The organism is Pseudomonas fildesensis (genome assembly GCF_001050345.1).
In the GTDB taxonomy this organism is placed as follows: domain Bacteria; phylum Pseudomonadota; class Gammaproteobacteria; order Pseudomonadales; family Pseudomonadaceae; genus Aquipseudomonas; species Aquipseudomonas fildesensis.
In genome coordinates, this window is sequence record NZ_LFMW01000001.1 from 125,346 (window position 1) to 148,081 (window position 22,736).

Sequence of the window (22,736 nt, forward strand, 5' to 3'; positions counted from 1 at the left end):
ATGCCATGAACAGCAAAGTCGACGAAACCCCTCATTTGCTCCGTCAGCGCGATCAATTCGTGCCCCGTGGCCTGGTTACCGCGCACCCGCTGGTGATCGACCGCGCGCAGGGCGCCGAATTGTGGGACGTGGATGGCAAGCGTTACCTGGACTTCGTCGGCGGTATCGGCGTGTTGAACATTGGCCACAACCACCCCAAAGTGGTCGCTGCCGTGCAGGCTCAGTTGCTGAAGGTCTCCCACGCCTGCTTCCAGGTGGTGGCCTATCAGCCTTACCTCGACCTGGCCCAGCGCCTGTGTGAATTGGTCGGCGGGCAGGAGGCTTATAAGGCCGCGTTCTTCACCTCCGGCGCCGAGGCGGTGGAAAATGCGGTGAAGATCGCGCGCGCCCACACCAATCGCTCGGCGGTCATCGCCTTTCGTGGCGGGTTCCATGGCCGTACCTTGCTCGGTACTACGCTCACGGGCATGAGCCAACCCTACAAGCAGAACTTCGGTCCGTTTGCGCCGGAGGTGTTCCACACGCCGTACCCGAACGCCTATCGCGGTGTGACCAGCGACGTTGCGCTCAAGGCTCTGGATGAGTTGCTGGCGACCCAGGTGGCCCCGGAACGCGTGGCTGCGATCATCATTGAACCGGTGCAAGGCGATGGTGGTTTCCTCACGGCGCCGCCTGAGTTTCTCCAGGCATTACGTGCGTTGGCCGACAAGCATGGCATCGTGTTGATCCTCGACGAAATCCAGACCGGCTTCGGTCGCACCGGCACCTGGTTCGGTTTCCAGCATGCAGGCATCCAGCCCGACCTGGTCACTGTGGCCAAGAGCCTGGCCGGTGGTTTGCCGCTCTCCGGTGTGGTCGGCAAGGCACACATCATGGATGCGCCGCTGCCCGGCGGCCTGGGTGGCACCTACGGTGGTAACGCCCTGGCCTGCGCGGCGGCGCTGGCGGTGATCACAGCGTTCGAGCAAGAGCAGTTACTGGCGCGCAGCCAAGTGCTGGGCGAGCGCCTGCGCCAGGGCCTGCTTGGTTTGCAGGCGCGCTACCCGCGTATCGGCGACGTGCGCGGCACCGGCTTTATGCTGGCGATCGAATTGATCAAGGATGACCCGGCACACACGCCAGATGCCGACCTCAACCAACGGGTGATCGATGAAGCCCGTGCCGGTGGTTTGCTGGTGATCAAATGCGGGGTGCACCGTAATGTGCTGCGCTTCCTCGCGCCGTTGGTGGCCACCGAAGCCCAGGTTGACGAAGCTCTGAAAATGCTTGATGGCGCCTTGGCACGGGTCTTGAACTGAGCCTGTGCCTGTTATGGGCCAACTGCATCATTGGAGGCTTGACCCCACATGGGACTGACAGATTATCGAGCGTTGCTGATCGATTGCGATGAAGTGCTGGTGGATCGGGACTCGGGGGTGTGGACGGCGTTGCAGCCGCTGCTCGAGAGCCGTGGCGGGCAGCCATCGAAGGAGCAGGTGTTGGCCGACTACAAAGCGGTGGTCGCAAAGCTCTACCCGCGCTTCGCTGAGCTAGGTTTCAGTGGCGTGCTGTGTTTTGCCCATCGCCAACTCGCCGAGAGCTGGGGGCTGCACGCCAGTTGGGAGGAGGGCATGAGCTTTGCCCGTTCAGCGGGCAATTGGTCGCTGTTCGAGGATGCGCCGGGGGCGATGCTGTACTTGCGTAAATTCTACCGGTTGCTAGTGCGCGGCGACCGGGACGCGGAGGATCGAGGGGTGCTGTGCGAGCGGTTGGGGGTTGCACCGGAAGATTTCATTTCCCTGGCCGAAGACTCGCAATGGCTCACGGAGCAAGGGGCTGATGTGCAGCCGGTGTTGCATGTGACGCAACCGTCGGTCGGCGCCCATGGTACGCTGGATCGCTGTTTGATCGGCCGCCAGCGGGCCCGGAAGCCTTCGACATGCGGGGCGGATTACTGCATCAGCAGCATGGCGGATCTGGTGGCGCAGCATCAGCTGTCTTTACGGCGCTGATTTTGCTAGAAGATTGTCTTACAAACGGCAGTCAAGAGGTACGTAATGGAAGGGCAAGTCAAGCTGGACCGGATCGACATCAGTATTCTGGTTGAACTGCAAAAGGACGGCCGGATGACCAATGTCAGCCTCGCCGACGCGGTAGGCCTGTCGGCCAGCCCTTGCCTGCAACGGGTCAAGCGGCTGGAGTCGGCCGGGTATATTTCCAGCTACAAGGCGCACTTGAACCTGGCCAAGATCACCGATTCGGTGACGGTGTTTACCGAGATCACCCTCAGCGACCACAAGCGCGAAGACTTCGCCAAGTTTGAATCCAATATTCGACTGGTGGACGAGGTGCTTGAATGCCATCTGATCAGTGGCGGTTATGACTACCTGGTGCGTTTCATGACCCGCAGCATTCAGCATTACCAGGAAGTGGTCGAAAGTCTGTTGGACAAGAACATCGGCATTTCCAAGTACTTCAGCTATATCGTGATCAAGTCGCCTGTGCTTAAGGACGGCGTCCCCCTGCGCAAACTCCTGCGCCACTGAAACAGGCTCGACCGAACTAAATGTCGGGGGCTGGCTGGAATCCGTGGCCCGGCGTCATGTGCGATCCCATGGCCCATGATATCTAACGCGGAGCCATGCCCGGTTACCCACGGTTTCACGCCTGCGCCCGGCCAACATGGTTAACCGGGCGTCTGAGATCAACCTCAGGCGGCGTCGCGGTTGAGTACCCGCTGGGCGCGTGCGTGCAGTAGGTGGTGCTACTCCTGCAACTGCAGCGCCTGTTGCTTGAGCTGGCGCTTGCGGGCAAACGGCAACTTTTCATCATCCGCGTAGGGGGCGCTGTACCAGTTGCCATAACTCGGGTTGGGCAGCAGGAACCAGCGCTGGCCCAGCCATCCCACATAGGGCTCGACCGCTTTGCGCTGTGCAGCGAGGGTGTTGTGTTCGGCCTGCACGAAATCCCCCAGCGAGTCACCGGCCATCAACAGCACGCGAGCGTGGTTGGCGACCCATTGGCGGCGGCAGTTCTTGCCGTAGCCGGCGCTTTCGCAGTGGCCAGTGGGGGTACTGGCGGCCAGCACTTGTTCGTCGCTTTCTACCGGAAAACCGCGCAAGCGCAGGTTGGCGACAGTGGCCGCGACCTGGCTGTGCTCGCGGTTGGTGAGGTAATAGACCTTGACGCCTTTTTGCTGGGCCGCATGCAGGAAGGCCACGGCGCCGGGCAGTGCCTGGGCCTTGGCCTGGTCGACCCAAGTGTTCCAGCGGTCGTAGGAATACACCTGGTTGTTGATGATGTCGCGGGCGTTGAGGGGCACGTTGTCCAGCAGGGTTTCGTCGATGTCGACGACCACGGCCGGCGGCAGGCCGCTCAGGTTGCGCGGGGGAAAGGGCAGGGCGTCCCAACTCGGGTCGGCCAGGGCCACGTCGAGCTGGCGAGTGGCATTGGCGAATTGCTGGCGGTAGATCAACTCGTGTTCGATGGAGGTCTGGGTCCAGAGCACGGCGTCGAGTTGGTCGTTGGCCGGCGGGGTTTGCTGGCAGCCCACCAGGGCGGTGGACAGCAGGCAAGCGCCGGTGAGAATCAGGTTACGCATGGCAAGGTCTCAAGGGGGGTTAAGGTCGCCATACAGGCGACAGGTTTTCATCAAGTGTCCAATGGGGTTGGCCGGGCCGCAGGCCAACACCACCGACCCAGCGCTCCTGGCTGGCGTGGTCCAGCCAATACGTGTTGCAGTTCAGCACGTCATGCCCCAACGCCGTCAGCGACAGCACCCGCCGAGGCCATTCCAGATGCGCCTCGGTTTGCGTCAGCAACGGCTGCTCGCCGTCAATCAACGACCGCAGCAGCGCGTGGAACATCATGTCCCCCAGGAACGGCAGCGGCTCGCGCCGGCTGATCAGCTCGGCGAACACTCTACCGAACGGCACTGGCCCTGCCTCGGCAATGTAGGCCAGGGAAAGGCGTTCGGTCAGCGACAGGCCATCGTGAATGCCGGGCAACTCCTGCAACTGACGCAGTAAAGCCGGCGCCAGGAAGGGCAGTGCCGGGTGCGTGCCATGGGCCAGTTCCGCCCATTTGAGCGGTGAGCTGTCGCAATAGGCCGACCACGCCTGTTTGGCCAGTTGCACCGCGTCGTCATCAATCAACCGTCGCTGCGGCCATAACCAGGCAAGTACATCGGGGGCCAACTGGCCAATGCCGATAAAGCGCTCGACGCCAGGAATGCGATCAACTTCGATCAGCTCCATCTTGCCCGGCGCACGCTCAAGACCTGCCAGCGCGCGGATCAGGAACAGTTGGTCATAGGCATCCGCCTCGCACCACAGCACGCTGTGATCGGCGTTGGCCAGGTCTTCAAGCCGGTCGTATTCATCGCTGAGGCGGCATGCGGCGTCGGCTTCGTTCAGGGCAAAGGCCTGGCTGATGAACGCGCTGCGCAGGGCGCGAAAGTCTTCGGTAGGCAGGTCGCGAACCGGGCCCATACAGAGCGGGTCGGAAAGCATCTGGAACTGCCCCTTGAACCCTGCCACCTGCAGGCTGTGGGCAATGTCATTGCCGCAGCGCCAGTGGGTGGTACGGGCTTCATCGCTCGCTTCGAAGCCTGGATGACGGGCGGCGAAGTCGAGGGCGTCGACATGGGCCTTGAGTTTGGGCCAGCTGCTGAAGCCCAATTGTTTAGCGATCTGCCATTGGGCTTGGGACAAGGTTGCGGTGGGATTTTCGGTTTTCAGGCGCGGCAACAGTTCCTTGGCGCGCTTGCGCTGCTGCTCAAGGTTGAGTCGGCCATCAGTGGTCGAGGATAGGGGGCGTTGCGACATACGATCTCCTTGCACAAACCTTTTCCGCTTCAAGGTTGGGAGTCGTAGAAATGAGGTAGAGCTTGAATGTCCTGGGCGCAGCCCTTTCCGCGGAAGGTGGCGTAGAGAGCGCCAGGCGGGAAATATAGGCAGTGTGGTGAGGGATTGCAAATCAGCCTTGGCTGTCCAGCCTGCGATCAGTCCAGTGGGTCTTGATGCCTTTGGCCCAGGCCACCGTATAGAAACAGCTGAGCATCGCGAGCCAGGTTGTCACGCAAGTGCGCTTCGGTCCTGGCACCGACGATCAGCGAAGTAATCCCAGGACGGTCCTTGAGCCATGCCAGGCAGGTGCGTGCCACCGAGACTCCGTGTTCCTCACCCACGGCGGCGAGTGTTTCGATGATGTCGAGCGCGCGCTCCTGATCGTGCACGTAGGGTTCGGGCCAGCCGCTGCCCTGGCGGGTATTGGCCGGGTGTCTATGCCCGTGACGGGTCGAGCCGGTTCAAGCTGGCCTCGCAGGCGCGAATCAGGTGGTGGCGCAACGAGCCGGCGTTGTTCGGATTTTTGTCCACGGGGCTGCGACCCTTGGTCGCCAGGATGATTTCGGATACCAGCAGGCCCGAATGGCCCAGTTGTCGGTAGTGCATGTCGCCTCCGGCTTAACGTTGAACGTAAAGTTCTGGGCCGCAGGGCGGGCGATAGTTTGAATTTTTTATAGGAAAAGTCGGCGCGCCTGCTTCACCATTGCGCCCAACAGGATAAAGAGGAACCTAGCGTTCATGAGCGCACTGATCGAAACCCGCGCCCTCACGCGCAAGGACGAGCGTCGTCAGACGCTATTGCTCCAGCCCACGGACTTCACCCTGAACCGCGCCGACCGCGTGTCGATCACCGGCTCGTCCGGCTCCGGCAAAAGCGTGTTCCTGCGCGCGCTGGCCTTGCTGGATGCGCCCACCTCGGGGCAGATCCTGTGGAACAACCAGCCGATCGCCAACGCACAGATTCCCCACTATCGCAGCCACATCAGCTACCTGTCCCAGCGCCCGGCGCTGATCGACGGCACGGTGCAGGACAACCTGCGTTTCCCCTTCAGCCTCAAGACCCTGCGTAAACGGAGTTTCGATCTGGCGGCGGTCACCTCGCTGCTGGGGCACGCCGGCAAGTCGCCCGACTTCCTGGCCAAAAACGCCGGTGACCTGTCGGGCGGTGAGTCTCAGGTGGTCTCGCTGATCCGAACCTTGCAACTGAACCCCGAAGTGCTGTTGCTAGACGAACCCACTGCTGCCCTCGACCCCACCTCATCCCGTGACGTCGAAGCGCTGATCAACGCCTGGTTTGCCGGCGATAACGCCCGCGCCTATGTCTGGGTGTCTCACGACCTCGACCAGGCCCGACGCATGAGCGACATCCACTTGCAGATGAGTGCCGGCGTGTTGAGCGGAGCGGCCCAGCCATGAATTATCAAAACCTTACCGCGCTGGACATGGGCATCGCCGCCTCGCTGATCCTGATCAATGGTGCGCTGTCGCTGCTGTTGCGCCTTGGCCTGGAGCGCCAGTTGCTGTGGGCGGCCGTGCGCACCGTGGTGCAATTGCTGGCGATTGGTTACCTGCTGGGCTGGGTGTTCGAGTTTGCCTATTGGTACGTTGTGCTGCCGTTGATGTGTGCGATGACCCTGATCGCTGGCCTGTCGGCGGCGGGGCGTGGGCGGCGCACCTACCGTGGGCAGCGGCTCGACAGCATCGTATCGGTGTGGGGTAGTTCGTGGCTGGTCACGGCGGTGGGCTTGTTTGCGGTGATCCGCATCCACCCGTGGTACGAACCGCAATATGCGATCCCGATTTTGGGGATGATCCTCGGCAACACCCTCACCGGCGTGTCCCTGGGTATCGAGCGCATGACCCAGGAATTGACCTCGGGGCGCAACACCATCGAGATGATCCTCGCCCTCGGCGGTACACGCTGGGAGGCTGCGCAGGAAGCGATCCGCCAGGCGGTGCGCGCCGGGATGATCCCGACGCTGAACCAGATGACGGTGGTAGGCATCGTCAGCCTGCCGGGCATGATGACTGGCCAGGTGCTGGCGGGGGAGAGCCCGGTGGACGCGGTGCGGTATCAGATCGTGATTATGTTTTTGATTGCGGCGTCGTCGGCGTTGGGCACGGTGGGCGCGGTGTTGCTGACGTACCGGCGGTTGTTTTCCACGAGTCACCGGTTTTTGCGGGATCGCTTGGAAGAGCGCTAAACGCCCATGTTGCGGGCTGGCTTCCTGTGGCAAGCGGGGTTGTTGTGGCAAACGGGCTTCCTGTGGGGAGCGGGCTTGTTGTGGTGAACTGGCTTGTTGTGGCGAGCGGGCTTGCCCCGCGTTGGGCTGCGAAGCGGCCCCAAACCAGGCGATGCGATTTATCAGGAACACCGCGGCTGTCTTATTGGGGCCGCTTCGCAGCCCAACGCGGGGCAAGCCCGCTCGCCACAGGAAGCCCGCTCGCCACAACAAGCCTCGTTGCCACAGAAAGCCCGTTTGCCACTAAAAAACCAGCTCGCCGGGGTTAAGTGTTATCCGCCACACCGAAATCCAGCACCACCTTCATCGCCTGGCTTTTGTCCGCTGCCAACTCGAACGCCTGCACGGCTTGCTCGAACGGTACGGTATGAGAAATCACCGGCCGCACGTCGATGATCCGGCGATTGAGCAAATCCACCGCTTGGGCAAACTCGCTGTGGAAGCGGAAGGTGCCACGCAGATCGATCTCGCGACTCACCAGCAGGTTCAACGGCAGCGACACATCACCGCCCAACCCCACCGTCACCAGCACGCCGCGCGGGGCGATGCAGTCCAGGCCATTGCGCAGGGCCTGGGCGCTGCCGGAGACTTCAAACATTACGTCAAAGTAGCCTTTCTCGGCGGTATAGCGCTTGAGCGCATCGGCGCCGTCGGTGAGGTTGTGGGTGCGCGTGGCGCCCATTTTTTCCGCGCAGGCGAGGGCGCTGGCGGACAGGTCCACCGCAACGATTTCACCCGCACCGGCGGCGCGCAAACTGCCGATCAGCAGGTTGCCGATCGGGCCGCAGCCGGTCACCAGTACACGCTTGCCGAACACCGCGCCGGCGCGCTGGATCGCATGCAAACCAACGGACAGCGGCTCGGCCAGCGCACCTTCGGCGAGGCTGACGCTATCAGCCAAAAGGTGCGCCTGATGCGTCTCGATCACCAGGCTTTGGCGAAACGCGCCCTGGATATGCGGGAAGGGCATCGCGCTGCCGTAGAAGCGCATGTTCAGGCAGTGATTCGGCAGGCCTTGATGACAGTAACGGCAGCCGCCGCACGGGCGTGACGGCGACACCGAAATGCGCTGGCCGACCTTGAACAACCCGGCCTCGCTGCCCACGGCATCGATCACCGCCGACACTTCATGGCCGAGCACCATCGGCTCGCGCAGGCGCACGGTGCCGAAGCCGCCGTGCTGGTAGTAGTGCAAATCCGAGCCACAGATCCCACCTCGGGCGATGCGCACGCGCAGTTGGTCGGGGGCGAGGGGTTGCGGTTCGTCCTGGGGATCGACCCGCAAATCTTTCGAGGCATGGCAGACGATAGCGTGCATAAGGTTCTCCAGGGTTACAGCGACGCGGTGATGCCACCGTCGACGTAGAGGATATGGCCGTTGACGAAGCTCGCGGCGTCGCTGGCGAGGAACACGGCGGCGCCGGCCAACTCGGCCACGTCGCCCCAGCGCCGGCTCGGCGTGCGTTGCACCAGCCAGTCGCTGAACTCGGGGTTGGCCACCAGGTTGGCGTTCAGCTCCGTCTTGAAATAGCCGGGACCGATGCCGTTGACCGTCAGCCCGTGCGGGCCCCAGTCGATGGCCATGCCCTTGGTGAGCATTTTCAACGCGCCCTTGCTCGCCGCATACGGCGCGATGCCGGGGCGGCCCAGCTCACTTTGCACCGAGCAGATATTGATGATGCGCCCACGCTTGCGCGGGATCATTACCCGCGCCACGGCCTGGCCCACCAGGAATGCGCTGTCGAGGTTGGTGCTCATCAGCTCGCGCCAGTGCTGCTCGCTGTAGTCTTCCAGCGGCCCGCGCCGTTGCATGCCCGCGTTGTTGACCAGGATCTCCAGTGGCCCCAGGCGCGCTTCGATATCGGCGACGGCGGCCTGGATCGCCGCGCTGTCGGTCACGTCAAACGCCTGGGTGTGCACCTCCAGGCCTTCCAGGGTCAACATCGCGGCCGCATCGCGCAAGGTGCTGTGGTTGCGCCCGTTGAGCACCACCCGCGCGCCGGCCTGGGCCAGGCCACGGGCAATCGCCAGGCCGATGCCGGCGCTGGAACCGGTGACCAGCGCGAGCCGGCCATCGAGGCGGAAGTTGTCTAAAACGCTTTGCATGGGATACCTCTCCTAACGCTTCACACTACCAACGACAGCAGCATGATGAACCCCAGGGCGGCGAAGGAGAGCACGGTCTCCATCAGCGTCCAGGTCTTGAAAGTCTCGACGACGGTCATGTTGAAGTACTGTTTTACCAGCCAGAAACCGGCGTCGTTCACATGGGACAACACCAGCGAACCGGCGCCGGTGGCGAGCACCAGCAGCTCACGGTTGACGCCGGGCATCAGGCCGATCACCGGCGCGACAATCCCGGCGCCGGTAATCGTCGCCACGGTTGCTGAACCGGTGGCCACGCGAATCACCGCTGCCACCAGCCAGGCCAACAGGATCGGCGAAATTTCGGCACGCACTGCCATGTGCCCGATCACATCACCCACGCCGCTGGCCACCAGCATCTGCTTGAAACCCCCACCGGCGCCGACGATCAGCACGATGGCGGCGGTCGGTGCCAAGCTGGAATCGAGCATCTTGCTCAACTGCTCGCGCGAGAAACCCCGGGCCGCCCCAAAGGTATAGAACGCCAGCAGCAAGGCCGCGAGCAGCGCGGTGATGGGGTGGCCGATAAAATCCATCCATACGCGGAACGTGCTGTCGACGGCGAAGGCCACATCGGCGAAGGTTTTGAGCAGCATCAGCACCACCGGCAACAGGATGGTGGTGACAGTGATGCCAAAGCCCGGCAGGTTTTCGCCGGATGATTCTTTTGCAAGCTGCTCCATCAGCTCCGGCGACGGGGTACCCGGTACGTAGCGCGAGATCAGGTTGCCGAACAGGGGACCGGCGATCACCGCCGTCGGCAGGCCAACGATCAACCCGTAGAAAATCGTCTTGCCGATGTCGGCGCCAAAAATACCGATGGCCAACAGCGGCCCCGGATGTGGCGGCACCAGGCCGTGCACCACCGACAAGCCGGCGAGCAGCGGCATGCCGACCTTGATCAGCGACAACCCGGTGCGCCGCGCGACGATGAACACCAGCGGAATCAGCAGCACAAAGCCGATTTCAAAAAACAGCGGAATGCCCACCAGGAACGCGGAAAACATCATCGCCCAGTGCACACGTTTTTTACCGAATGCGCGGATCAGCGTGCGGGCGATCTGGTCGGCGCCGCCGGAGTCGGCCATCAACTTGCCGAGCATGGTGCCCAGGCCGAGGATGATGCCGACAAACCCCAGTACGCCGCCAAAGCCGTCCTGGAACGCCTTCATCACTTTGTCCACCGGCATGCCCGACGTTAGCCCGAGAAAGCCGGCGGCGACGGTCAGGGCGACGAAGGGGTGGACCTTGAGGTGGGTGATCAACAATATCAATCCGATAATTGTGACCAGCGCATCGAGCAGCAGATAAGTGTCGTTAGCCATGCCAAGCATGGTGCCTCCTTGTTCTCATTGTTATAGGCCAAACCCTGTCATATCGTGTATGACGCAGGGTTACTTCACCGCAGCGGCGTGCCAGCGTCCAATGTTCATTTATGATTGGGTGATCAATGTTCGTGATAACCAGGGAGGCTTGATGGAACTCAAACACTTGCGCGCCTTTGTGGTACTCGCCCAAGAGCTGCATTTCGGCCGGGCGGCGGCGCAGTTGTCGATTGTGCAACCGGCGCTGAGCATGCAGATCAAATTGCTGGAAAGCGGCCTGGGCGTGCGCCTGCTCGACCGCAATCGCCACTCGGTGACGCTGACCGAAGCTGGCCGGGTCTTTCTGCCCGAAGCCCAGGCCACTTTGCATCAGGCGGCCCGTGCAGCCGATGCGGCGCGGGCGTCCAACCGGGGCGAAATTGGCCGGGTGCGCCTGGGGTTCGTGTCGTCAGTGTTGCCGCAACTGTTGCCGGAGTTGATCCGTGCGGTGCACCAGCGTTACCCGCGTATCGAGCTTGAACTCAAGGACATGCCCGGCCCCGATCAAGCCGCTGCGCTGAAGAACGGCCAGCTGGATTTTGGCCTGATGCGCCTGCCGGCCGCTCATCCCGGTGTGCAGACCCGCGCTGTGTTGCGCGAGCATTTTTGTGTGGCGCTGCCGATGGATCATCCGTTGGCCGCACAGGAGTCGATTCACCCCGCCGATTTGCTCCAGGTGCCGGTGTACATCCTCGCGCGGCGTTACGCGCCGGGCTTCTACGACGAATTTATCCAGGCCGTGGGCATGCCCCTGGAGATCGCCTCCGAGTTGGGCGAGTTCACCACCATGCTCGCGCTGGTGTCCGCCGGCTTGGGCGTTGGGGTGTTACCGCTCCAGGCGGCGCGGGCGTTGCCTGCCAATTGCGTGTCGCGGCATCTGGAACTGGGGGCGTTCCAGGCCACCACCGGGTTGGCCTGGACCGAGTTGGACAGTGCGGTGAAGACCACCTTGTTCAACCTGATCGTGGAATTGTTTGCCGATTGATTGTTTCATCCGGTGAAATGCTGGATTGTAAATCCTGGTCATTCCATCGGTTAAGGCAGCGCAGGAACATGCCTGGCGTCGATACCCACTCTTTTGGAGCCTTTCATGTCCCAGCCTGCGATCAAGCTTTATGGTTTTCCGCTGTCCGGCCACTCCCACAGGGTCGAGCTGATGCTCTCTCTGCTGGGGCTGCCCAGTGAATTTATCCTGGTTGACCTCAAGCAAGGCGCACACAAGGCACCTGAGTTCTTGAGTGCGATTAACCCCTTCGGCCAGGTGCCGGCGATTGATGACAACGGCACCGTACTGGCCGACTCCAATGCGATTCTGGTCTACCTGGCGAGCCAATACGGCAAAGGCCAATGGCTGCCAAGCGACCCGCTCGGCCAGGCGCGCGTGCAGCGCTGGCTCTCGGCTGCCGCCGGGCAACTTCACGCCGGGCCCGCGACCGCACGACTGGCCGTTGTGTTTGGTGCTGACGTCGACACTGTGACCGCCATCAACCGCTCTCATGCCTTGCTGAGTCTGGTGGAGCAGCAATTGGGCCAAAGCCGCTTCCTCGCCGCCGAGCAGCCGACCATCGCCGATATCGCGTTCTACACCTACGTGGCCCATGCGCCGGAAGGCAATGTATCGCTGGCCGACTACCCTAAAGTGCGCGCCTGGCTGGCCAGTATCGAAGCATTGCCGGGTTTTGTCGGTATGCCGCGTACGGCGGCAGGGCTGCAATCGGCGTGATGTACCCCTCGCCACAAGTGGCAACAAGTAGTCGTAGAGGGAACGCCGATGGACCGATTTCATGAAATGCAGGTGTTCGTGGCGGTGGCCGAGGAGGAGGGCTTCGCCGCCGCTGCGCGTCGCTTGAACACTTCCCCGCCCAGCGTGACCCGTGCCATCGCCGCCATGGAACAACGCATCGGCACGCAGTTGCTGGCCCGTGCACGCCTGAGCTGCGCCACGGTGCAAGGCGCGATCAATGCCGCTGTGCACGGCGCCGGGCTTGTCCGCTGCCTGAGCTATCCGGTTCACGAACACCTGGTGACCGGCCAATTGCGTCGCGTGTTGCACGCTGATGAGCTGCCGCCGGTGCCGGTGCACGTGGTTTATCGTGAAGGCCGCAATTCGTGAGTAGTGGCTGGATGATAGCAGTGATGCACAATCTCCAAGACGCAGCAGGTCGAATGTGGGAGCTGTCGAGCTTTAGCGAGGCTGCGATGGCGTCCTGTCAGTCGACGAATTTACCGTCTGACACAGCCCCATCGCAGCCTCGCTAAAGTCCGACAACCCCTACAGGGTTCTGCGTTGTTTGTTGGATTTTCGTTCTTGATCAAGCCACCGGGCATTCCCGGTTCAGCGCCTCATCCACCAGCAACTGCGCAATCTCGATCATCTGCACCACCGCCAGCACGTGTTTACGGTTTTGGCCATCCAGGTGTTCGGAGCAGTCGTACGCGCAGACAGTCGCTGATTCGAGCATCTCGCTGGCATTGCTCAAGGCAGTTTCAGTGCTGAGGCCGGGACGGACGGTGAAGATTACAGTGGGAGGGGGTTGCAGGTTGTCATCCGGGGCGGATGGCGGAGGATTGGGCGTGATTTTTTTCATGGCGAAGCTCCTATGAATGAGCACCTCCATTTCGCTACCACACGAAGTCAGGAGGCGACTGTACACGGGGTGGTAGACCGGTCATAGAAACCCGGCAGGCCGAAGCCTCCCATGCACAGCCGCCACAAAGCAGCCCGCACAAAAAAACGCCCTTGAGCGTTTTGGGATCTATGAAAGAACCGGGCTACCACACCCGGTCGCTGAATTGGCAGCGACCCGCGAAGGTTAGCGGTGAGGGTGATCGGACGCAACCCGAAAGTTGCGTAAGAGCGGTCCTACGGGTGTGGTGTGTTCCACAGCCTAAATGTTGCGGGATGTTGAACCGTCAGATTGAAAAAAGTCTTTGGGGTAGCCTTGTTTTCCTACCGACAACAAGGACTCGTCATGCAACGAAAGGTCATCAACCCCTCAACGGTGTTCAACTCCCTGCAATACGGCTTCAGCCAGGCCGTGGAAGTGTGTGAAGGCAGGCGTATCCTGCTTTCCGGTCAGGTGGGTGTGGATGCCGACGAACGTACCGTCGGCCAAGCTATCGCCGAGCAGACCGCCATGGCTTTGGACAACATCGAAAAGGTTCTGGCCGAGGTCACAGGTGATCTGTCCCATGTGATCATGCTGCGGTTGTACATCGTCGAGTCTGCTCGTGATCAGCAGGAGCTGATTGCCCAGGCCCTGCGTCAGCGCTTTCCGCACAATCCGCCAGCGTCTTCATGGATTATCGTCAGCGGGCTGTCATTGCCGGAGTGGTTGATTGAGATCGAGGCGGAGGCGGTGATTCCACTGGGGCAGGATTGATTCTTGTGGCTACCTGGCTACCTGTGGATACGACTACCTGCGGCTTCCTGTGGCGAGCGGGCTTGCCCCGCGTTGGGCTGCGTAGCAGCCCCAAACCAGGCGAGACGGTCTATCAGGAACACCGCGGCGGTCCTATTGGTGCTGCTCCGCAGCCCAACGCGGGGCAAGCCCGCTCGCCACAGGAAGCCCGCTGGCCATGCGGGGCTGCCCGTGCGCCTCAGTACCGAATCATCACCGACTTAAGCTCCGTGTAATCCTCAATAAACGCACTGCCAAACTCCCGCCCAACCCCCGAAGACCGATTCCCTCCAAATGGCACCGCCGGGTCCAGCAAGGTATGCATGTTGATCCACAGCGTGCCGGCGTTGATCGCGGGGATCATGCGCAGGGCCTTGCCCAGGTCGTTGGTCCACAGGCTGGCGCTGAGGCCGTAGGGGCCGTTGTTCATCAGAGCGACCAGTTCGTCTTCGCTGTCGTAGGGCAGGAAGGTGGCGATGGGGCCGAAGGTTTCTTCGTTGAGCAGGGTGTCGGTGGGGCTGTTGGCGAGGATCACGGTGGGTTCGACGTAGCAGCCGGGGCGGTCGATGAGCTTGCCGCCGTGGATGATCGTGTTGTTTTCAGCGCGGGCCTGGGCGAAGTAACCGAGTAGCTTCATCTGGTGTTGGTGGTGGGTCACCGGGCCAAATTCGGTACGCTCATCCAGGGGCGAGCCGATGGTCAGGCGGCTGAGGCGCAGCTTGAGTTTCTCCAGCACGGCGTCGATCTGTGAGCGGTGCACGTAAAAACGTTCAGCCGCCGCGCAGATTTGCCCGGAGTGCAAAAAGCCCGCTTCGATGATGCCTTCCACCGCCTTGTCCACGTCCATGTCGCGCAGGAAGCCGGCGGCGTTCTTGCCGCCCAGTTCCAGGGTTGCACGGGTGAGGCCGGCGCCCATGGCACTGCGGCCGACGGCGATGCCGGTGGGCACCGAGCCGGTGAACGACACTTTGTGCGTGCCGGGGTGTTCTACCAGGCCTTTGCCGACGTGGCCGCCGCCGGTCAGCACGTTGAGCACGCCGGCCGGCAACCCGGCTTCGATGGCGAGTTCGGCGATGCGCAAAATCGTCAGCGGCGTGAATTCGCTGGGTTTGATGATGATGCTGCAGCCGGTCACCAGCGCCGAGGCGAGTTTCCAGATGGCGATCATGGTCGAGAAATTCCACGGCACGATGCCCACCACCACGCCCACCGGTTCGCGCAGGGTGAAGGCGGTGTAGCGTTCGCCATTGAAGGAAGGCAGTGATGGGGTGAGGGTCTGGCCGCTGATTTTGGTGGCCCAGCCGGCGTAGTAACGCAGGAAGTGCGCGGCCTGGTCGACTTCGAAGGCGCGGGAAATCTGGATGATCTTGCCCGACTGGCAGGTTTCGATCTGCGCCAGTTCCTCGCGGTTGCGCTCCAGCAGGTCCGCCAGTTTCAGCAGCACATTGCCGCGCGTGGCGGGTGCGGCTTCGGACCACAGCTGAAAGCCCCGGTTGGCCGACGTCACCGCCGCATCGATATCGGCCAGGTTTGCATCGGCAACCTGGGCGATGACCTGGCCGGTGGCGGGGTTGGTCACGGCAAGGCTCTGGCCTGAGTGGCTGTGCACATTGACGCCGTCGATAAACAGCCCATGGCGCCGACGCAGAAAGGCTTCGACTTGAGGCAACAGCGGGATATCGCTCATGGCAGGTTCCTGGCAGTTCAAAAAGGAAAAGCCGAGGGTAACCAACGTGTCGTGAGGTGGCTTGACTGTGCCTGCCAGGTTTTATGCCTGTGCCTGCCGTGGCTTATGAAAAGTACAACCTAGCCTGTGGACCGTGCATTTTATGCGTTGGCAACGCGTTTGATACTGGCGCTGCATCCATCGCCGTTGCTCGATTCTGAGCGCCTGCCGGACTTCCAAAAATAAGCAGGGCCGTCCATGAAAAAGCCAAACCCGCTCCTCGAAGACCTCAAGCCCCTCCTACCCGCCATCGCCGCGAATGCCGCGCGTGCTGAACAGCTGCGCCAGGTGCCGGATGAAAACATCGCGCTGCTCAAAAGCATCGGCCTGCACCGTGCCTTTCAACCCAAGGGCTTTGGTGGCCTGGAGCTGTCGCTGCCCGAGTTTGCCGACTGCATCGCCTTGCTCGCCGGCAGTTGCGCCAGCACCGCCTGGGCCATGAGTTTACTGTGCACCCACAGCCATCAGTTGGCGCTGTTCTCGGCCCGATTGCAGCAGGAAATCTGGGGGCAGAACCCGAACGCCACTGCCAGCAGCAGTATTGCACCGTTCGGGCGGGTCACCGAGGGCGAGGGCGGTGTGCACTTCAGCGGTGAAATGGGCTGGAGCAGCGGCTGTGACCATGGCGAGTGGGCTATTGTCGGCTGCCGTCGCCAGAACGCCGAAGGCACCCAGGATTACTGCTTCGCCGTGCTGCCGCGCAGCGACTACCAGATCCGTGACGACTGGTTCGCCGCCCGCGTGAAGACCGCTTCGCGCTGATCGAATACGAACCGGGGGAGGGCGGCTCACCGGTGTTTGCCGATTGCTCGGCGCGGTTTCACTGCGAGAAAAATCAGCAGGTGGACGGCGGCGACCACTGGATCATGATCGGCAAGGTGGTGGCCTTCGATGACTTCGTCCGCGCGCCGCTGCTTTATCATCAAGGCGCTTATGCAGAGGTTCAGGCGCTGCGTCCGTGCGCGTTGTCGATACCGGCATTACCCGCGCCGCGCACGCTGTACAGGTTCATGCCTTTGCGCTGGCGTTGCACGTCGATGGCGAAGCGCTCATCCACGTCGATTCCGTGAATATACGTCAGCCCCAGGGTGCCCGGCGCGGCGCTGTATTCCAGGCTGCCGGCGGCCATTTCGGTCATGGCCTGGGCGGGGTTGTCGGACTTGATCCACATCAGGCTGCCATGCACGCCGTCCTTGCCGTCCTTGCCGCCTAGGCGGATCACGGCGGTCTTGTCGAAGGCGTGACGCGCGGCGATGTAATAGGCGCCGCCGCGATTGAACTCACCGTCGCCGATGCCGTTGCCCAGGTTGGGGCCGTCGTCGTTGATGATGAAACCGTCGCCCAACGTGATGACCTGCCGGCCGAACGACAGGTCGACGCCATCCTTGCTGATCGCCGTGCTGTCGCTGGTGGGCATGGCGATGTTCATGTTTGTCGGCTGCGAGTTCGTCACGCCGCTGGCGCCAGACCTGCGCCAATCGGCCAAGGTGATGCCGCGCGCGATGATGCTCGGGCTGGTGGGCGTGGCGACGTGCATGTTCATCTACGGCGCGGCGATGAAGCGCCAGGTGGAAAACGTAGTGCTCGACGCCGCCTCGGGCGTACACCTGCTGGACACGCCCATGGCCATCCCCAAATTCGCCGAGCAGGTGATGGGGCAGATCGGCCCGCTGTGGCTGGGCATTGGCTTTCTGTTTGCCGGTGCGGCGACCATCAACACGCTGATGGCCGGCGTGCCACGGATTCTCTACGGCATGGCCGTGGATGGGGCGTTGCCCAAGGTGTTCACCTACCTGCACCCACGCTTCAAGACGCCGCTGCTGTGCATCCTGGTGGCGATGCTGATTCCCTGCCTGCACGCGCTGTATCTGGGCGGCAATACCGACAACATCATGCACCTGGTGCTGGCGGCGGTGTGTGCGTGGAGCTTTGCCTACCTGCTGGTGACGCTGTCGGTGGTGATTTTGCGCATCCGCCGGCCGGATCTGCCACGGGCCTACCGTTCGCCGTGGTTTGCGCTGCCGCAGATCGTGTCGAGCATCGGTATCCTGCTGGGTATGTGGTTTATCACCCCGCCGGGCATGAACCCTGCCGACATCTACGTGCCGTTTGGCGTGATGCTCGGGGCGACGGCGGCGTATGCGTTGTTCTGGACCCTGGTGGTGCAGAAGGTAAACCCCTTCAAGCCGGCCTCCGTGGAGGAGGTGCTGGCCAAGGAATTCAGTCATCAACCGGGGCATGCAGATGATGGTTATCGCGACTTTGCGGCAAAAACTGTTTGAGCTGTTTCGCGCCGATCGCGCCCCGGCGGGGTATCGGCCGGGGGTGACCCTGGAACACTTGCGACGCAATCTTGGGCTGGCGAGTTTCGAGCGGCTGTCAGCGACGCACGCGCAAGTGGGTGTGGGCGATGTGGCGCTGGAGATTGTCGAGCGCACCGAATCCCAACTGTTGATGCACCTGGTGATGACCGAATTTGTGCTGCGTGTGCCTGCTTCTACAGGGGGCACGGGGCGCTTCGAGGTGCACCATGGCGGCGCGGTTCGGCGCAGTGGACTTCGTGTACGACGGCGTTCCGGCAACCAGGCGCTGGCGCGTGAACTGCAGGCGTGTTTGTTGGCGGACGCGGCGCTGTTTCAAGCGCTGATGCCGCGGGATTTCAAGCGCCTGCGCATCGAGCTGCAAGGCCAGCAATGGTGCGTGCGCCTGGAACATATGGGGGGCAGCGAGGTGGTCAATCGTTTGCCGGCGTTTCGGCGTTACATCGCCCTGAGCCCTGCGCAGCGCAGCCATCTGTTGACGGCGCTGGTGGGCTTGCAACGGGTGCTGTCGAACCTTTGATTGGCATCATTAGTGCTATTGCAATGGCAAAAGGTAATTGTTGCGCGCATATAGATAACATGTTAACTATTGCCCGAGAACAACAATAAAGAAGCCATTGCGGAGACACCCCATGAGCCTTCAACAGCTTGCACACGACGGGCTGGACAGCTGGAACCACGAGCTGCGCGCCGCGTGCGGTCACTTCGATACGGAACTGGCCTTCCACCGCTCACTGTTCATTGGCGAGATCAGCAACTTGCCGCGCGGTGTGGCCATACTGCGCACCAATGCAGGCCTGATCAAACGCCCGGCGCACCGTGCCGACCACGACAACGACCAGGACTGTTTCCTGATCAGCCAGCGCAGCGGCTATTCGCAGATCATCCAGAACGGCCAGACCCTGCAACTCGCCCCGGGAGAAATGCTGCTGATGGATTCGGTGGGCTCCATCGAAATCACCCCCTTCGGCCTCATTGAACACGCCTCGCTGTCGCTCTCGCGGCTTGACGTGTGCAAGCACCTGGGTAGTGAGGCGCGTGCCTTCGGCAAGATCTCATTAACCAAAGCCTGCGGGCGCATGCTGCATGTGCTGATGGACCAACTGTGTAAGGACGACACGGCGGACGGCGCGGGCGAGGTCGAAGCGCTGCAATCGGCGTTTGTCTCGCTGCTGGGCTCGGCCCTGGAGCAGGGCGACGAGTGCCGCGAGGGCGCTGCGTCGTTGCAGGGCAATAACCTGCGCAGCTATGTACAGAAAGTCATTGATGAATCGCTCAGCCAGCCGGGCTTGAGTCCGATCGGCCTGGCCAATCGGCTGAATATTTCGGTGCGGCATTTGTACCGGTTGTTCGAGGAGCAGGATGACAGCGTCTGCCGCTACATTCAGCGCGCACGGCTCAAACGCAGTGCGGATGATTTGACCAACCCGTTTTTGCGCAGCGAGTCGATTACGTCGATTGCCTACAAATGGGGCTTCACCGATTCGGCGCATTTCAGCCGGTCGTTCAAGAAGCAATTTGAAGTGTCGCCCAAGGACTTCCGGTCGAGCCGCTTGCTGGCGGTGGGGGCATAAACAGGGTCTTCAAAACGAAGCAGATCTAGATCCAAAGTGGGAGGGAGCAAGCCCCCTCCCACATTGGTATCGGTTTATATCTGATAAAACTGGTTAGCTTTCAGATTTTTGGGAGGGTAGACCCATCGTCCATCAGGAGGGTCTGCGCGGTGATGTAGCCCGCCAGGCCGGCCAGATGAAAGCTTGCGGGGCGAATCAGTCGGCGAGGGCGCCTACGGTGATCCTGTCGGAGCAACTCGTCATGGCAGCGCCTCCCTTACACGACAGCGAAGTAATGTTTGACGAAACTCTCGCTGAGCACTTCCCACAGCACCGGTGTGCCCTTGGTCACGAACCAGCTGTCGCCGACCTTGTAGCGCGTGGACTGGCCGGTGGACTCGTCGGTCAGCAGCACTTCGCCGGTGACCACCGTGGCCTGTTCGGTGAACGGGTAGACCATGCGGAATTTGCCCTGGGTGGTGCCGAAGTAAGCGCTGCTCACTGCGTCGGTCGGTGCGCCGAAGGTCATCTTGCCGAAGGCACGGACCTCGCCTTCGAGGATCTCCGACCCGAGGTCGGCTACGGTGCCCCAGGCGTCGAGTTCCGACAGCTGGATGTTGTGCTTGAGCGTAGTGAGGGTCATGGCAGATGCTCCTGATGAGTAAAAAAGGGGGTTAACGGCGCCCGTTCCAATAACCGGAAAGTTGGTGCCAGGATTTACCCGCCGTCAGTAGCAAGGGGCGGATCGCGTCCTTGCCGATGATGCTCGGGCGATGGATCGAGCTGACCAGGTCATAGCGCGCCGAGCCTTCGCTCATGCCTTCGGCCAGGACCTTGCAGATGATGTGGCTTGGGGTCACGCCAAAGCCTGAATAACCCTGCACGAAAAACGCATTGCTGCGTCCCGGCAACGTGCCTATCTGCGGGAACAGGTTAGGGCTGCAGGCCATCGGGCCGCCCCAGGCCAGGTCGATTTTGACGTCCTTGAGGTAGGGGAAAATCTTCAGCATGAGGTTGCGGTTCCAGGCTTTCAGGTCGCCGGGAATATGCTCCACCAAGGGCGTCGCGGCGCCGAACAGCAGGCGGTTTTCATGGGTGACGCGGTAGTAGTCGATCACCGGGCGAATGTCGCTGTAGGCCCCGCGAATCGGGCTGATGCGCTGGATCAGTTCGTCGGACAGCGGCTCGGTCATCATCTGGAATGCGTAGGTGTTGATGGTCGAGCGATGCAGCTCCGGTTCCAGCTTGTTGAGGAAACTGTCGCAGGCCCACAGCAACTTGCTGGCGCGCACCGAACCACGGCCGGTGCGCACGGTGATGCGCTCGCCGTAGCTGACTTCCAGGGCCGGGCTGTTCTCGAAAATCCGCACGCCGTGGCTGGCCAGGGCGGTGGCTTCGCCCAGCAGCAGGTTCAGCGAGTGCACATGCCCGCCGCCCATGTGCAGCAGGGCGCTGGTGTAGGCCTTGGAGCCGATGATCTGCTGCACGTCTGAGCCGCCGAGAAAGCGGATTTCGTGCTGGGTGTTGATCGACTTGAAGTCCTTTTCCCAGGCACGCAGGGTTTTTTCCTGGCGCGCGTTGAAGCCCATGTAGCCGTAGCCGTGGCAGAAATCCGCGTCGATGTTGTACTTGGCAATCCGGCTCTTGATGATGTCGGCGCCCAGGTCGCTGATCTCGAAGACCTGGCGCAGGCCGTCTTCGCCCACGTCCTTCTTGATCTTCTCCAGGTCATGGCCGATGCCCGCCATGATCTGCCCACCGTTGCGCCCGGTGCCGCCGAATCCCAGGTAACGCGCTTCCAGTACGACGATATTGGTGATGCCTTTTTCCGCCAGTTCCAGGGCCGTGTTGATACCGGAGAAACCGCCGCCAATCACCACGACGTCAGCGTCGATATCCTGCTCCAGGGTGGGGAAGCTGAGGTTGTATTTCTTGGTGGCGGTGTAATACGTGGGGGTTTCGATATTGATCATGGCGCAGCCTGAAAAAGTGAAGGAAGGCTCTAAAGCGGATGCCTCCATTAGGGGCCCTGGCGGGATGGAAGTCTTGATCCTGCGTGCCCTGGCTTTTGATTCAGGGCGCCATGCGGCAGGCACGACAGAGAAGTCATAGCGCGCGCGTTGGCGGGTAATGCCAGAGCTTCGTTAAATTACTAACTAAATACGTCGTGACCCTGATTCCTATGCTCAAACCCCGGTAATCCCTGACCCCGACCCTGCTGCGATCCCGCGAAGCAGCCATGAGTGTTTTCCGCCCGTCCCCGAATGAACACGGCCTGACCGAACAGCAATGGCGGATCATCCGCATCCTGGAGCGTTACGGTGAGCTGGAGATTTACCAACTGGCGGAACTGGCCTGCATCCTCAAGCCGAGCATGACCGGCGTGCTGGTGCGCATGGAAGCGGCCGGCATGGTGCGCCGGCTCGCGGGCCTGGGAGGCGCTTTCTACCACCGGCACCAGCAGCGTCTGGGCACCGATATCCAGCAGTTGCTTGATCAGCGCCGTGTCGCCGATCACCGGTCGAATCTGCGGCTGGCTGGGGTAGGGTGCCACGACCTGCAATTACGCGAGCATGCCTTGCAGGTGATAGGGCGCGTGTTCGCCGCCGCTCTGGACAGCCTCACGCGCCTGATCATGATCCGCCTGCTGCGCCTGTGCGCTCACTCACTGCCCGCACGCCCGATGCGGCACGAAGACCTGCGCATCTTCCATCGCTTCAACGAGCTGATCGAGGCCCATTACCTGGAACACTGGCCGCTGGCGCGGTATGCCGAGGGCATCGGCGTGACCGAGGCGCGGCTCAATGAAGTCTGCCGACGCATAGCCGACCTGCCGTCCAAGCGCCTGATCCTTGAGCGCGTGATGCAGGAAGCCAAGCGCCTGCTGCTGTTTACCGGCAACTCGGCGAATGAAATCTGCTACCAGTTGGGGTTCAAGGACCCGGCGTATTTCAGCCGGTTTTTTCTTCGTTATGCGCAGGTGACGCCGGGGGAGTACCGGCTCCTACAGTCAGGCAGCCGCCTTTAATGGCTTCAGGCACTCGATAGAGCGATCCATCGTGGCCTTGGCAATCTCCAACAAATGCCACACAGCCAGACCTCATGACGGAACGTTTTTTCCAAAGGAATACAGGGCCGTCATACAGTCAACGGAACC

General features: G+C 61.9%; 21 protein-coding genes and 9 pseudogenes. 16 read left to right on the plus strand and 14 right to left on the minus strand.

Translation table 11 applies throughout. From position 1 onward, the window contains the following. Positions 1-5 precede the first annotated feature (5 nt). Genes gabT through ACR52_RS00660 form a run of 3 tightly spaced genes read left to right on the plus strand, consistent with a single transcriptional unit; the run spans position 6 to position 2,525 of the window. Positions 6-1,298 (plus strand): 4-aminobutyrate--2-oxoglutarate transaminase, encoded by a 1,293-nt coding sequence (gabT, locus tag ACR52_RS00650; RefSeq protein WP_048719355.1) that lies wholly within the window; start codon positions 6-8, stop codon positions 1,296-1,298. A 48-nt stretch (positions 1,299-1,346) separates the two neighbouring features. Beyond that, positions 1,347-1,991, plus strand: a complete 645-nt coding sequence (locus ACR52_RS00655) for an HAD family hydrolase (RefSeq protein ID WP_048719357.1) — start codon at positions 1,347-1,349, stop codon at positions 1,989-1,991. Positions 1,992-2,036: 45 nt separating this feature from the next. Continuing rightward, complete coding sequence (locus tag ACR52_RS00660; protein ID WP_010449292.1) at positions 2,037-2,525, plus strand: Lrp/AsnC family transcriptional regulator; 489 nt, start codon at positions 2,037-2,039, stop codon at positions 2,523-2,525. Between the two features lie 218 nt (positions 2,526-2,743). Here ACR52_RS00660 and ACR52_RS00665 read toward each other — a convergent pair whose 3' ends face one another. From ACR52_RS00665 to ACR52_RS31645, 4 genes are all read right to left on the minus strand, one after another. After that, positions 2,744-3,580, minus strand: a complete 837-nt coding sequence (locus tag ACR52_RS00665) for a 5'-nucleotidase, lipoprotein e(P4) family (protein WP_048719361.1) — start codon at positions 3,578-3,580, stop codon at positions 2,744-2,746. Positions 3,581-3,599: 19 nt separating this feature from the next. Continuing rightward, complete coding sequence (locus ACR52_RS00670; RefSeq protein WP_048719363.1) at positions 3,600-4,805, minus strand: DUF1835 domain-containing protein; 1,206 nt, start codon at positions 4,803-4,805, stop codon at positions 3,600-3,602. Positions 4,806-4,981: 176 nt separating this feature from the next. Further along, a complete protein-coding gene (locus tag ACR52_RS31640) occupies positions 4,982-5,215 on the minus strand; it encodes an aldo/keto reductase (protein ID WP_048719365.1) in 234 nt (77 codons plus the stop codon). Positions 5,216-5,261: 46 nt separating this feature from the next. Then, complete coding sequence (locus ACR52_RS31645) at positions 5,262-5,432, minus strand: hypothetical protein (protein ID WP_408003310.1); 171 nt, start codon at positions 5,430-5,432, stop codon at positions 5,262-5,264. A 132-nt stretch (positions 5,433-5,564) separates the two neighbouring features. On the opposite strand from ACR52_RS31645, the gene ACR52_RS00680 reads away from it, so the two are divergent. Together ACR52_RS00680 and ACR52_RS00685 are read left to right on the plus strand one after the other, a co-directional pair. Beyond that, the gene (locus ACR52_RS00680; protein WP_048719367.1) at positions 5,565-6,242 is read left to right on the plus strand and encodes an ABC transporter ATP-binding protein; all 678 of its coding nucleotides are present in this window, start codon (positions 5,565-5,567) and stop codon (positions 6,240-6,242) included. Beyond that, the gene (locus ACR52_RS00685; protein WP_048719369.1) at positions 6,239-7,030 is read left to right on the plus strand and encodes an ABC transporter permease; all 792 of its coding nucleotides are present in this window, start codon (positions 6,239-6,241) and stop codon (positions 7,028-7,030) included. The genes ACR52_RS00680 and ACR52_RS00685 overlap by 4 nt, the downstream gene beginning before the upstream one ends. 304 nt (positions 7,031-7,334) lie before the next feature. On the opposite strand, the gene ACR52_RS00690 is transcribed toward ACR52_RS00685, so the two are convergent. From ACR52_RS00690 to ACR52_RS00700, 3 genes are read right to left on the minus strand one after another with little or no spacing between them, the layout of a single operon-like run. Continuing rightward, positions 7,335-8,387 (minus strand): L-idonate 5-dehydrogenase, encoded by a 1,053-nt coding sequence (locus tag ACR52_RS00690; protein WP_048719371.1) that lies wholly within the window; start codon positions 8,385-8,387, stop codon positions 7,335-7,337. Positions 8,388-8,401: 14 nt separating this feature from the next. Beyond that, complete coding sequence (locus ACR52_RS00695) at positions 8,402-9,175, minus strand: glucose 1-dehydrogenase (RefSeq protein ID WP_048719373.1); 774 nt, start codon at positions 9,173-9,175, stop codon at positions 8,402-8,404. 20 nt (positions 9,176-9,195) lie between these two features. After that, positions 9,196-10,548, minus strand: a complete 1,353-nt coding sequence (locus ACR52_RS00700) for a GntP family permease (RefSeq protein WP_048719375.1) — start codon at positions 10,546-10,548, stop codon at positions 9,196-9,198. Positions 10,549-10,690: 142 nt separating this feature from the next. Here ACR52_RS00700 and ACR52_RS00705 point away from each other — a divergent pair, with 142 nt between their 5' ends. From ACR52_RS00705 to ACR52_RS31485, 3 genes and pseudogenes are all read left to right on the plus strand, one after another. After that, entirely contained in the window at positions 10,691-11,563 is an 873-nt protein-coding gene (locus ACR52_RS00705) for a LysR family transcriptional regulator (RefSeq protein ID WP_048720460.1), read from the plus strand. A 105-nt stretch (positions 11,564-11,668) separates the two neighbouring features. Further along, complete coding sequence (locus ACR52_RS00710; protein WP_048719377.1) at positions 11,669-12,301, plus strand: glutathione S-transferase family protein; 633 nt, start codon at positions 11,669-11,671, stop codon at positions 12,299-12,301. Between the two features lie 66 nt (positions 12,302-12,367). Then, a pseudogene (locus tag ACR52_RS31485) lies at positions 12,368-12,688 on the plus strand (LysR family transcriptional regulator); the annotation flags it as partial. 202 nt (positions 12,689-12,890) lie between these two features. Here the strand turns inward: ACR52_RS31485 and ACR52_RS00720 are convergent. Further along, the gene (locus tag ACR52_RS00720) at positions 12,891-13,166 is read right to left on the minus strand and encodes a DUF6124 family protein (RefSeq protein WP_048719383.1); all 276 of its coding nucleotides are present in this window, start codon (positions 13,164-13,166) and stop codon (positions 12,891-12,893) included. A 384-nt stretch (positions 13,167-13,550) separates the two neighbouring features. Here ACR52_RS00720 and ACR52_RS00725 point away from each other — a divergent pair, with 384 nt between their 5' ends. Then, a complete protein-coding gene (locus tag ACR52_RS00725) occupies positions 13,551-13,961 on the plus strand; it encodes a RidA family protein (protein WP_048719385.1) in 411 nt (136 codons plus the stop codon). Positions 13,962-14,178: 217 nt separating this feature from the next. Here ACR52_RS00725 and ACR52_RS00730 read toward each other — a convergent pair whose 3' ends face one another. Then, positions 14,179-15,666: an aldehyde dehydrogenase family protein gene (locus ACR52_RS00730; RefSeq protein ID WP_048719386.1), complete on the minus strand. Its 1,488-nt coding sequence runs from the start codon at positions 15,664-15,666 to the stop codon at positions 14,179-14,181. 237 nt (positions 15,667-15,903) lie between these two features. Here ACR52_RS00730 and ACR52_RS00735 point away from each other — a divergent pair. Together ACR52_RS00735 and ACR52_RS28970 are read left to right on the plus strand one after the other, a co-directional pair. Then, positions 15,904-16,452 (plus strand): annotated as a pseudogene (locus ACR52_RS00735) (p-hydroxyphenylacetate 3-hydroxylase oxygenase component); the annotation flags it as partial. Beyond that, positions 16,440-16,649: pseudogene (locus ACR52_RS28970) on the plus strand (flavin reductase family protein); the annotation flags it as partial. The pseudogenes ACR52_RS00735 and ACR52_RS28970, both read left to right, overlap by 13 nt. 14 nt (positions 16,650-16,663) lie before the next feature. Here ACR52_RS28970 and ACR52_RS00740 read toward each other — a convergent pair. Then, positions 16,664-17,101 (minus strand): annotated as a pseudogene (locus ACR52_RS00740) (hypothetical protein); the annotation flags it as partial. Here ACR52_RS00740 and ACR52_RS00745 point away from each other — a divergent pair. From ACR52_RS00745 to feaR, 3 genes and pseudogenes are all read left to right on the plus strand, one after another. Continuing rightward, positions 17,094-17,987, plus strand: a pseudogene (locus ACR52_RS00745) (APC family permease); the annotation flags it as partial. The pseudogenes ACR52_RS00740 and ACR52_RS00745 overlap by 8 nt on opposite strands. Next, the gene (locus tag ACR52_RS00750; protein ID WP_048719388.1) at positions 17,950-18,546 is read left to right on the plus strand and encodes a DUF3156 family protein; all 597 of its coding nucleotides are present in this window, start codon (positions 17,950-17,952) and stop codon (positions 18,544-18,546) included. The pseudogene ACR52_RS00745 and the gene ACR52_RS00750, both read left to right, overlap by 38 nt. A gap of 112 nt (positions 18,547-18,658) precedes the next feature. After that, entirely contained in the window at positions 18,659-19,600 is a 942-nt protein-coding gene (gene feaR / locus ACR52_RS00755; protein ID WP_048719390.1) for a transcriptional regulator FeaR, read from the plus strand. 256 nt (positions 19,601-19,856) lie between these two features. Here feaR and ACR52_RS00760 read toward each other — a convergent pair whose 3' ends face one another. Further along, a complete protein-coding gene (locus tag ACR52_RS00760; protein WP_048719393.1) occupies positions 19,857-20,222 on the minus strand; it encodes a cupin domain-containing protein in 366 nt (121 codons plus the stop codon). Between the two features lie 31 nt (positions 20,223-20,253). After that, positions 20,254-21,552 (minus strand): NAD(P)/FAD-dependent oxidoreductase, encoded by a 1,299-nt coding sequence (locus tag ACR52_RS00765; protein ID WP_048719395.1) that lies wholly within the window; start codon positions 21,550-21,552, stop codon positions 20,254-20,256. A gap of 266 nt (positions 21,553-21,818) precedes the next feature. Here ACR52_RS00765 and ACR52_RS31040 point away from each other — a divergent pair. Continuing rightward, positions 21,819-22,001 (plus strand): annotated as a pseudogene (locus tag ACR52_RS31040) (MarR family transcriptional regulator); the annotation flags it as partial. Here ACR52_RS31040 and ACR52_RS31045 read toward each other — a convergent pair. Next, a pseudogene (locus tag ACR52_RS31045) lies at positions 22,002-22,184 on the minus strand (aldolase/citrate lyase family protein); the annotation flags it as partial. A 3-nt stretch (positions 22,185-22,187) separates the two neighbouring features. Here ACR52_RS31045 and ACR52_RS00770 point away from each other — a divergent pair. Further along, positions 22,188-22,607 (plus strand): annotated as a pseudogene (locus ACR52_RS00770) (helix-turn-helix domain-containing protein); the annotation flags it as partial. Here the strand turns inward: ACR52_RS00770 and ACR52_RS31985 are convergent. Further along, positions 22,590-22,676, minus strand: a pseudogene (locus ACR52_RS31985) (DUF6124 family protein); the annotation flags it as partial. The pseudogenes ACR52_RS00770 and ACR52_RS31985 sit on opposite strands and share 18 nt — an antisense overlap. Positions 22,677-22,736 lie beyond the last annotated feature (60 nt).

Bases quoted from the DNA above. Each gene is read 5' to 3' on its own strand.
- gabT (WP_048719355.1), top strand. From the start codon at position 6: ATGAACAGCAAAGTCGACGAAACCCCTCATTTGCTCCGTCAGCGCGAT.
- ACR52_RS00655 (WP_048719357.1), top strand. From the start codon at position 1,347: ATGGGACTGACAGATTATCGAGCGTTGCTGATCGATTGCGATGAAGTG.
- ACR52_RS00660 (WP_010449292.1), top strand. From the start codon at position 2,037: ATGGAAGGGCAAGTCAAGCTGGACCGGATCGACATCAGTATTCTGGTT.
- ACR52_RS00665 (WP_048719361.1), bottom strand. From the start codon at position 3,580: ATGCGTAACCTGATTCTCACCGGCGCTTGCCTGCTGTCCACCGCCCTG.
- ACR52_RS00670 (WP_048719363.1), bottom strand. From the start codon at position 4,805: ATGTCGCAACGCCCCCTATCCTCGACCACTGATGGCCGACTCAACCTT.
- ACR52_RS31645 (WP_408003310.1), bottom strand. From the start codon at position 5,432: ATGCACTACCGACAACTGGGCCATTCGGGCCTGCTGGTATCCGAAATC.
- ACR52_RS00680 (WP_048719367.1), top strand. From the start codon at position 5,565: ATGAGCGCACTGATCGAAACCCGCGCCCTCACGCGCAAGGACGAGCGT.
- ACR52_RS00685 (WP_048719369.1), top strand. From the start codon at position 6,239: ATGAATTATCAAAACCTTACCGCGCTGGACATGGGCATCGCCGCCTCG.
- ACR52_RS00690 (WP_048719371.1), bottom strand. From the start codon at position 8,387: ATGCACGCTATCGTCTGCCATGCCTCGAAAGATTTGCGGGTCGATCCC.
- ACR52_RS00695 (WP_048719373.1), bottom strand. From the start codon at position 9,175: ATGCAAAGCGTTTTAGACAACTTCCGCCTCGATGGCCGGCTCGCGCTG.
- ACR52_RS00700 (WP_048719375.1), bottom strand. From the start codon at position 10,548: ATGCTTGGCATGGCTAACGACACTTATCTGCTGCTCGATGCGCTGGTC.
- ACR52_RS00705 (WP_048720460.1), top strand. From the start codon at position 10,691: ATGGAACTCAAACACTTGCGCGCCTTTGTGGTACTCGCCCAAGAGCTG.
- ACR52_RS00710 (WP_048719377.1), top strand. From the start codon at position 11,669: ATGTCCCAGCCTGCGATCAAGCTTTATGGTTTTCCGCTGTCCGGCCAC.
- ACR52_RS00720 (WP_048719383.1), bottom strand. From the start codon at position 13,166: ATGAAAAAAATCACGCCCAATCCTCCGCCATCCGCCCCGGATGACAAC.
- ACR52_RS00725 (WP_048719385.1), top strand. From the start codon at position 13,551: ATGCAACGAAAGGTCATCAACCCCTCAACGGTGTTCAACTCCCTGCAA.
- ACR52_RS00730 (WP_048719386.1), bottom strand. From the start codon at position 15,666: ATGAGCGATATCCCGCTGTTGCCTCAAGTCGAAGCCTTTCTGCGTCGG.
- ACR52_RS00750 (WP_048719388.1), top strand. From the start codon at position 17,950: ATGATGGTTATCGCGACTTTGCGGCAAAAACTGTTTGAGCTGTTTCGC.
- feaR (WP_048719390.1), top strand. From the start codon at position 18,659: ATGAGCCTTCAACAGCTTGCACACGACGGGCTGGACAGCTGGAACCAC.
- ACR52_RS00760 (WP_048719393.1), bottom strand. From the start codon at position 20,222: ATGACCCTCACTACGCTCAAGCACAACATCCAGCTGTCGGAACTCGAC.
- ACR52_RS00765 (WP_048719395.1), bottom strand. From the start codon at position 21,552: ATGATCAATATCGAAACCCCCACGTATTACACCGCCACCAAGAAATAC.